Below are 7,364 nucleotides of genomic sequence, written 5' to 3'. Positions count from 1 at the left end.
CTCGCTCCCACAGGGTTTTGTGCCGGCTGTCAGTACAGCATTCCCAACGCCTGCGCCGCTTGCGGCAGCTCCAGCTCACTGAACACCTGCACCCCGTGGCGTTTGAGCAGCGCCGCCGTCACGCCCTCGCCACTGACCTTCACACCGCTGAACGTCCCGTCATAGGTCAGCAGGTTGCCGCAGGACGGGCTGTTGGCCTTGAGGATGGCAATGCGGATGCCGTGCTTTTGTACCAGCTCCAGGGCCTGATACGCCCCCGACAGAAACTGCGCACTGACGTCCTCGCCTTCGGTGGTGACCACCAACGCCTGGCCGTCGAGGACTTGCGCGCCCTGCCCGCCTGGAATTTCCGCCGCCGCCCGAGGTGTTGGCAAACCTCCGGCCACCTCCGGGCACAACGGCACGACCCGCCCCTCATCAAGCCACTGCTGAAGCTGATCGAACGGCCCACTGGCCCCGCCGTCGTAACGAACCCGGTGGCCCAACAGGCAGCGGCTGACGAGAATTTTTTGCATGATCAGAACGGCTCGTTGCCGCGCCGGCGGAACCAGCCGGTCAAAGACAGGCGATCGCGGGTCGCGGGCAGGACTTCATGGGGAACCTCTCCGGAGAGAAACACCACCAGGCAGCCGCCGATAGGTTGCACGTCCTGGACACGATCATTGTCGAGGTACATGCGCAACTGGCCGCCATGTTCGGGAAGCCAGCCGTCATTTAAGTAAACCACTGCCGAAACCATGCGCCGGTCGTCATCGCGAAAGCGGTCGACATGCTTCAGGTAGAAGGCACCGGGCGGGTACATCGCAAAATGGCTTTCGAAATCCTCCAGGCCGAGAAACAGACCGCGATTGATCGCCTCGCGCAGGCTGTTCATCAAACTCAGGTAGCTGTCGCACGCCTCGGCCTGGCCAGGGTCGATCCACTGGATATGGTCGCCACGAATCCCTTCGCGAATCTCCGAAAACGGCCCACGGCCCACGGCGGCCGGAGCCAGTTCACCCTCGGCAGCACGTTTGCGACACTCGGCCGCCAGCGCTCGGGTCAGATCCAAAGGCAGGAAAATATTCTGCTGCGACCAGCCGTGCTCGGCCAGGTCGTCGACGATTCGTAGCAGCAGCGGGTGATCAGAGGATATTTGCATGGCGCGCATAGTATTCCTGTGCCCGGAAATCCGACAGAGCCGCGCAGCGGGTTGATACGAATTCTCGACAAGCAGGGGTGCCGCACGGAGAATAGTCGCCTGCTGACAGGAGTCCCTATGCGCCGTTTGCTTTTATCACTGCTGATGTTCTGCGTTTTGCCCGCCTGGGCAGACGGCCACGACCAGTTGTACAAGGTCGCCGGCTGGCCGGAACAGCGCGCGCATTTCAGCGATGCCCTCTCGGCTGCTCAGCAACGCTACCAGGGCAGCCTGCCTCCGGCGGTGTTTCAGGCACTGGTCAGCAACAGCAATCAGCGATTTTCCGCCCAGGCCGTGGACCAGCGCGCCGAAGCGCAACTGCGCAAGAACCTCGCCGACCCCAAACCCGCGCTGACGTTTTTCCAGTCGCCCCTGGGCAAGAAAGTCGTCGCCGCCGAACTGCTGGCGACCCGTCGCGACCAACTGGCTAAAAATGCGAAGGGCCTGCCGAAGATGCAGGCCAGCGACAGCCGTATGCTGATCATCGGCCACCTGGCGCAAGCCCTGCCCGCACGCGAGGCCGGCGCGGAAGTCAGCCTGGCGATTGCCGGCGTCGCCGCCGACAGCTTGAGTTCGATGATCCCGGGGTTGCTCGGTACCGGTCAGGCCCAGGGCATGCTCAACGGCCAGCGCCAGCGCCTGATGGACCAGATCGGCAGCGACCTGAACAACACGCTGCTGTATGTCTATCGCGACCTGTCGGACAACGAACTGGAAGAGTTCGCGACCTTTGCCGAATCGACGCAAGGCCAGGCTTATTATCAGGCGGCGTTGGCGGCAATTCGGGCGGGGTTGGCGGTGGGGCAGAGCAATTCGAACCTAAGCCAGTGAATTTCGGTGCCAGATAGATCGCTTTCGCGGGCAAGTCGGATCGCCGCACCGCCGCTCCCACGGGTTCAGCGCTGATCACAAAATTGTGGGTTTACTCCAATCACTGTGGGAGCGGGCTTGCCCGCGAAGGGGCCGGAACAGGCACTAGGGATTGCGCCCCTTGATCCGCCTGGTCAAAAACCCGAAATACTCATGCCGCATCACCAGCGTTTCATTCGCCAGATGATGCCGTGCCTCGGGCAGCATCAGCACCTGCGGCCGATCAAACTTGCCCCGCAACACTTCCAGGTTGTGCTCCCAATCCACCGTCATATCGGCCTGCCCCTGCACGATCAACGGCCGGCGGGTACTCATGGGGGCGGCCTCGATGCGCCTGATCCAGCGCGCCAATGCACCCACCCAGGCTGTCGGCAGACGCAGCGGTTGCAACGGATCGGCCTGCAGGAACGGCAGAAAGGCCGGGTCGTTGGAATTCTCGCTGAAGCGCCGGGCGATGGCTTTGACGAACGGCCTGAGCAAGTAATAGCTCAGATGCGACCAACCCCACGCTCGCGGCCGCACCAGCGGTGCCAACAGGATCACCTGACCCTGGGCCGGGCTGCTCGCCCCCGCATTGAGTACATGGTCGATCACGATCGCCCCACCGGTACTTTGCCCGCACAGATGCCACGGTTGCGGCAAGTCGAGGGACTGCGCCTCGCCGAACAAGCCTTGCAGCGTGTCCTGATACTCGGCGAAATCCTTGATGCTCGCCCGTTCGCCACTGGACAGGCCATGCCCCGGCAGGTCGCAGGCAATCACCGCAAAGCCCTGGTCCAGCGCCCATTCGATCACATGCCGGTAGAGCCCGGTGTGATCGTAGAAACCGTGGATGACAAACAGCGTCGCCTTGGCTCGCTCAGGCCACCAGAACTGACTGACCAGCTCATAACCATCGACCTCGAATCGCCCAAGGCCACTGCGCACCTGACGCGGTGCAAAATCCAGCCCGTAGAATCGCTGGTAAGCCTGCGCCTGAGCCGACAACGGCTGCCCGGCCGCCAACGGCAGCAGGCTTGCACGTAGTAGATCGGGGTCGAAAGTGGCCGGCATGGACGATTCCAGAACGTGAAACGGACTTTATAGGCCTGCGATATTCATCTGTCGCGGCAAGCATGGCAAGCTAGCCGACCTTCGAGGATTGAACCGATGCGCCCGCCCCTTCGCGCCACCCTGTTTGCCAGCCTGCTCGCCGTGGTGTGTGCCGGCGCATTGTGGGCGGCCTACGACTGGTTCCAGGGGCGTTACCTGCGGGCCTTCAGCGAGCACACGGCAATGTTTTCCGGCGATCCGCTGCGCCTTCCCGAATCCCTCGCCGGCCCTGGCGCCATCCGCCTGGTGCACTTCTGGGACCCGGCCTGCCCGTGCAATGTCGGCAATCAACAACACCTGACCGAACTGGTCGAGCGCTACGCTCCCCATGGCGTGGAGTTCTATGCCGTGCAACAACCCGGTAGCCATGGCCAGTTACCGGGCACCTTGAGCCGCCTGAAAACCATCGACGTCCTGCCCGGTTCCGAACAAATCCCCGCCAGCCCGGCCGTGGCAATCTGGGATCGCAGCGGCAAACTGGCGTACTTCGGCCCCTACAGCGAAGGCCTGACCTGCAATTCCAGCAACAGCTTTATCGAACCGATCCTGCAAGCGCTGGATGAAGGCCGTGCGGTCAGTGCCACGCACACACTGGCGGTGGGGTGTTACTGCCCGTGGCCTGTCGAGCCAACTAAATAAGGAAAGACGCGGTAATACGAATCCCTCCTACGGGCGATGCGCCAAATCGCCGCGCCGTGTTACACAGTGGCGCCAGGAATCACAATAACAACAAGGAGTCTCCATGAAACGCAGCCTGACCGCTCTCGCTCTGTTGATCGTCATGCTGGCCGCCGGGGCCGGTTGGTACCTCTACAGCAAGCAGCCGTCACGCCAGGGCATGGTGGAACTGCAACACCTGCAAGGCTCCGTCACCGTGCGCTACGACGAGCGCGGCGTGCCGCACATCCGCGCCGACAACGAAACCGACCTGTACCGCGCCCTCGGCTATGTGCATGCCCAGGACCGCCTGTTCCAGATGGAAGTCCTGCGTCGCCTGGCCCGTGGCGAACTGGCTGAAGTGCTCGGGCCGAAACTGCTCGACACCGACAAACTGATGCGCAGCCTGCGCATTCGTGAACGCGCCGAAACCTACTTCGCAAATCTCGACAAACAGTCGGCTTCCTTCATTGCCATGCAAGCCTATCTGGATGGCATCAACCAGTATCAGGACAGCCACGCAAAACCCGTGGAGTTCGATGTGCTGGGCATTCCAAAACGCCCATTCACCGCCCAGGACACCATCAGCATCGCCGGCTACATGGCCTACAGTTTTGCCGCGGCATTTCGTACCGAACCCTTGCTGACATTCGTGCGCGATCAACTGGGGCCCGAATACCTGAACATCTTCGATCTCGACTGGCAGCCCAAGGGCGTGCTCAACGGGACCGGCACCACCTTGGCCAGTGCCGACTGGAAAGACCTCAACGCCCTCGCACGCCTGAGCGAACAGGCCTTGGCTGACAACGGCCTGCCCCAGTTCGAGGGCAGTAACGCCTGGGTCGTCGCGGGCAGCCGGACCCAAAGCGGCAAGCCGCTGCTGGCGGGTGATCCGCATATCCGTTTTTCCGCGCCGTCGGTGTGGTATGAAGCGCAACTCTCGGCGCCGGGCTTCGAACTCTACGGCCACTATCAGGCCCTGATGCCGTTCGCTTCGCTGGGCATGAACCACGATTTCGGCTGGAGCATCACCATGTTCCAGAACGACGACCTCGACCTGATTGCCGAGAAGGTCAACCCGGACAACGCCAATCAGGTCTGGTATCGCGGCAAGTGGGTGGACATGACGACCAGCGAACAGCAGATCGCGGTCAAGGGCCAGGCGCCAGTCACCCTGGTGTTGCGCCAGTCGCCCCACGGCCCGATCGTCAACGATGCCTTGGGCAGCGGCGCCGGCAAAACGCCGATTGCCATGTGGTGGGCATTTCTCGAAAGCCAGAACCCGATCCTGGAGGGTTTCTACCAGCTCAATCGCGCCGACACCCTGGCCAAGGCTCGTGGGGCCGCGGCAAAAATCCAGGCACCGGGCCTGAACGTTGTCTGGGCCAATGCCAAGGGTGACATCGGCTGGTGGGCGGCGGCGCAATTGCCTAAACGCCCGACGGGTGTACGCCCGTGGTTCATTCTCGACGGCAGCACCGCCGAGGCGGACAAGGATGGCTTCTACCCGTTCACGGCCAACCCTCAAGAGGAAAACCCGGCCCGGGGCTACATCGTCTCGGCCAACTTCCAGCCAGTGTCGCCGACCGGCATGGAGATTCCCGGGTACTACAACCTTGCCGATCGCGGCCAGCAACTCAATCGCCAGCTCAGCGACAAAGCGGTCAAATGGGACCTGGAAAACAGCCAGAAACTGCAACTGGGCACCACCACCGCCTACGGCCCGCGCCTGTTGGCACCACTAATGCCAGTATTGCGCGAAGTGGTGAGTGATCCCGCCGAACTCAAGCTGGTGGAGCAACTGGCCCAGTGGACAGGCGATTACCCCCTCGACTCGACCAGCGCCACATTGTTCAACCAGCTGCTGTTCAACCTGGCTGACGCGACGATGCACGATGAACTAGGTAACGACTTCTTCGAAACGCTGCTCTCGACCCGAGTGATCGATGCCGCGCTCCCCCGCCTGGCCGCCAGCGCCGATTCACCGTGGTGGGACAACCGCAGCACCCTCGGCAAGGAAACCCGTGCCGACACGGTGAAGGCCGCCTGGCAAGCCAGCCTCGCGCACCTCAAGAGCACCCTCGGCGCAGACACCTCGCAATGGCAGTGGGGCAGCGCGCACACATTGACCCACGGCCATCCGCTGGGACAGCAAAAGCCGCTGGACCTGTTCTTCAATGTCGGCCCCTTCGCCGCACCGGGCACCCATGAAGTGCCGAACAACCTCTCGGCGAAAATCGGACCGGCACCCTGGCCCGTCACCTACGGCCCCTCGACCCGACGCCTGATCGACTTCGCCGATCCGACCCACAGCCTGACCGTCAACCCGGTCGGCCAGAGCGGAGTCCTGTTCGACAGCCACTATGATGATCAGGCCGAGGCCTACATCGAAGGGATGTACTTCCAGGCGCATCTCAATGATGAAGAGGTCACGGCCAATACCCGCAGCACCTTGAAGCTGTTGCCGGCGCGGGCTGCTCAGTAATTTTGCATTGGCTGGACCGGCCCCTTCGCGGGCAAGAGCAATGCAAACTCATGGTTCAAACCATCGCCGCAAAATTCAACCTGAACTGCTGCGGCGTCACCCCAAATCTACGATTGAACACACTGCGCATATGCTGGGCATCGCGAAAACCGCATTGATAGGCCACGGTCTTGAGCGGCGCCCGGGTGCTTTCGAGCATCACCCGAGCCGCATCCACCCGCGCGCGCTCGACGAACTCGGCCGGGGTGATTTTCGCTTCCCTGGCAAACACCCGGGAGAAGTTGCGCGCGCTCATGTTGGCGGCATTGGCCAGGTCGGCGATGGTCAGGTCGCCCGTCAAATTGGCCAGCACGTAATGCTGCACCATCGCCACCGCCGAATCCGGTTCGGCGTGGGGCGTAAGGAAAGGGCTGAACTGCGATTGCCCGCCCGAACGCTGGGTAAACACCACCAGTCGCTTGGCGACATTCAGCGCCACTTCCGGCCCGTGATCCCGACCCAATAGATACAACGACAGATCGATCCCCGCTGTGACCCCGGCCGAGGTGAACAGCTCGCCGTCCTCGACATACAGTCGATCCGCTTCAACACGGGACGAGGGGCATAGCACCGCCAGATCCGATGCGTCCTGCCAGTGCGTGGTGACCGTGCGCCCCTCCAGCAATCCGGCCCGGGCGAGCATGAACGCGCCATTGCAGATCGAGCCAAAGCGCTTGGCCCGCGCGCAGGCATCGCGCAACCAGCCATCGAATGTCACGCCGAAATACATGAACGGCAACTGCGGTCCGCCCGCCACCAGCAACAGGTCATACGGCTCCAGCGCTTCACTGAAATGCCGATGGGCATTGAGTGCCAAACCGTTGGAGCACGTCATCACCCCCCGCTCGACGCCGATCACCTCCAGACGATAGTGATCCTCAGGGGCAAGGAAGCGATTGGCTTCGCAAAACACATCCATGGGGCCGGTGACGTCCAGCGACTGGACGCCGGCGAAGACCACGATGGCGATGGTTTTACTCATGGTTCAAAACGCTCTCTCAAAATGAAAAGCAGCTGTCACGCGATCCGTAGCAGCTGCCG

The 7,364-nt window shown here is 62.4% G+C and carries 7 protein-coding genes; 3 read left to right on the top strand and 4 right to left on the bottom strand.

All coding sequences use genetic code 11. The annotated features are described in order from the left end of the window. Window positions 1-29: 29 nt before the first annotated feature. Complete coding sequence (locus PMI34_RS22535) at window positions 30-515, bottom strand: DUF523 domain-containing protein (protein WP_008047122.1); 486 nt, start codon at window positions 513-515, stop codon at window positions 30-32. Window positions 516-517: 2 nt separating this feature from the next. Then, window positions 518-1,150 (bottom strand): 2OG-Fe(II) oxygenase, encoded by a 633-nt coding sequence (locus tag PMI34_RS22540; RefSeq protein ID WP_008047119.1) that lies wholly within the window; start codon window positions 1,148-1,150, stop codon window positions 518-520. A 108-nt stretch (window positions 1,151-1,258) separates the two neighbouring features. Between PMI34_RS22540 and PMI34_RS22545 the strand changes: the two genes are divergently transcribed. Then, a complete protein-coding gene (locus tag PMI34_RS22545; RefSeq protein WP_008047118.1) occupies window positions 1,259-2,011 on the top strand; it encodes a DUF2059 domain-containing protein in 753 nt (250 codons plus the stop codon). Between the two features lie 144 nt (window positions 2,012-2,155). On the opposite strand, the gene PMI34_RS22550 is transcribed toward PMI34_RS22545, so the two are convergent. Then, window positions 2,156-3,103, bottom strand: coding sequence for an alpha/beta hydrolase (locus PMI34_RS22550; protein ID WP_008047116.1), 948 nt, complete (start codon window positions 3,101-3,103; stop codon window positions 2,156-2,158). A gap of 96 nt (window positions 3,104-3,199) precedes the next feature. Here PMI34_RS22550 and PMI34_RS22555 point away from each other — a divergent pair, with 96 nt between their 5' ends. Together PMI34_RS22555 and PMI34_RS22560 are read left to right on the top strand one after the other, a co-directional pair. Then, window positions 3,200-3,781, top strand: a complete 582-nt coding sequence (locus PMI34_RS22555) for a DUF6436 domain-containing protein (protein ID WP_008047109.1) — start codon at window positions 3,200-3,202, stop codon at window positions 3,779-3,781. Window positions 3,782-3,884: 103 nt separating this feature from the next. Then, a complete protein-coding gene (locus tag PMI34_RS22560; RefSeq protein WP_008047107.1) occupies window positions 3,885-6,284 on the top strand; it encodes a penicillin acylase family protein in 2,400 nt (799 codons plus the stop codon). 55 nt (window positions 6,285-6,339) lie between these two features. Here PMI34_RS22560 and PMI34_RS22565 read toward each other — a convergent pair whose 3' ends face one another. Continuing rightward, entirely contained in the window at window positions 6,340-7,305 is a 966-nt protein-coding gene (locus tag PMI34_RS22565) for a GlxA family transcriptional regulator (protein ID WP_008047105.1), read from the bottom strand. Window positions 7,306-7,364 lie beyond the last annotated feature (59 nt).

The sequence above is a fragment of the Pseudomonas sp. GM74 genome, from assembly GCF_000282455.1.
Classification (GTDB): domain Bacteria; phylum Pseudomonadota; class Gammaproteobacteria; order Pseudomonadales; family Pseudomonadaceae; genus Aquipseudomonas.
This window is presented reverse-complemented; position numbering and strand designations above follow the sequence as displayed.

Coding starts and splice junctions, on each gene's coding strand:
- PMI34_RS22535 (WP_008047122.1), bottom strand. CDS start 515: ATGCAAAAAATTCTCGTCAGCCGCTGCCTGTTGGGCCACCGGGTTCGT.
- PMI34_RS22540 (WP_008047119.1), bottom strand. CDS start 1,150: ATGCGCGCCATGCAAATATCCTCTGATCACCCGCTGCTGCTACGAATC.
- PMI34_RS22545 (WP_008047118.1), top strand. CDS start 1,259: ATGCGCCGTTTGCTTTTATCACTGCTGATGTTCTGCGTTTTGCCCGCC.
- PMI34_RS22550 (WP_008047116.1), bottom strand. CDS start 3,103: ATGCCGGCCACTTTCGACCCCGATCTACTACGTGCAAGCCTGCTGCCG.
- PMI34_RS22555 (WP_008047109.1), top strand. CDS start 3,200: ATGCGCCCGCCCCTTCGCGCCACCCTGTTTGCCAGCCTGCTCGCCGTG.
- PMI34_RS22560 (WP_008047107.1), top strand. CDS start 3,885: ATGAAACGCAGCCTGACCGCTCTCGCTCTGTTGATCGTCATGCTGGCC.
- PMI34_RS22565 (WP_008047105.1), bottom strand. CDS start 7,305: ATGAGTAAAACCATCGCCATCGTGGTCTTCGCCGGCGTCCAGTCGCTG.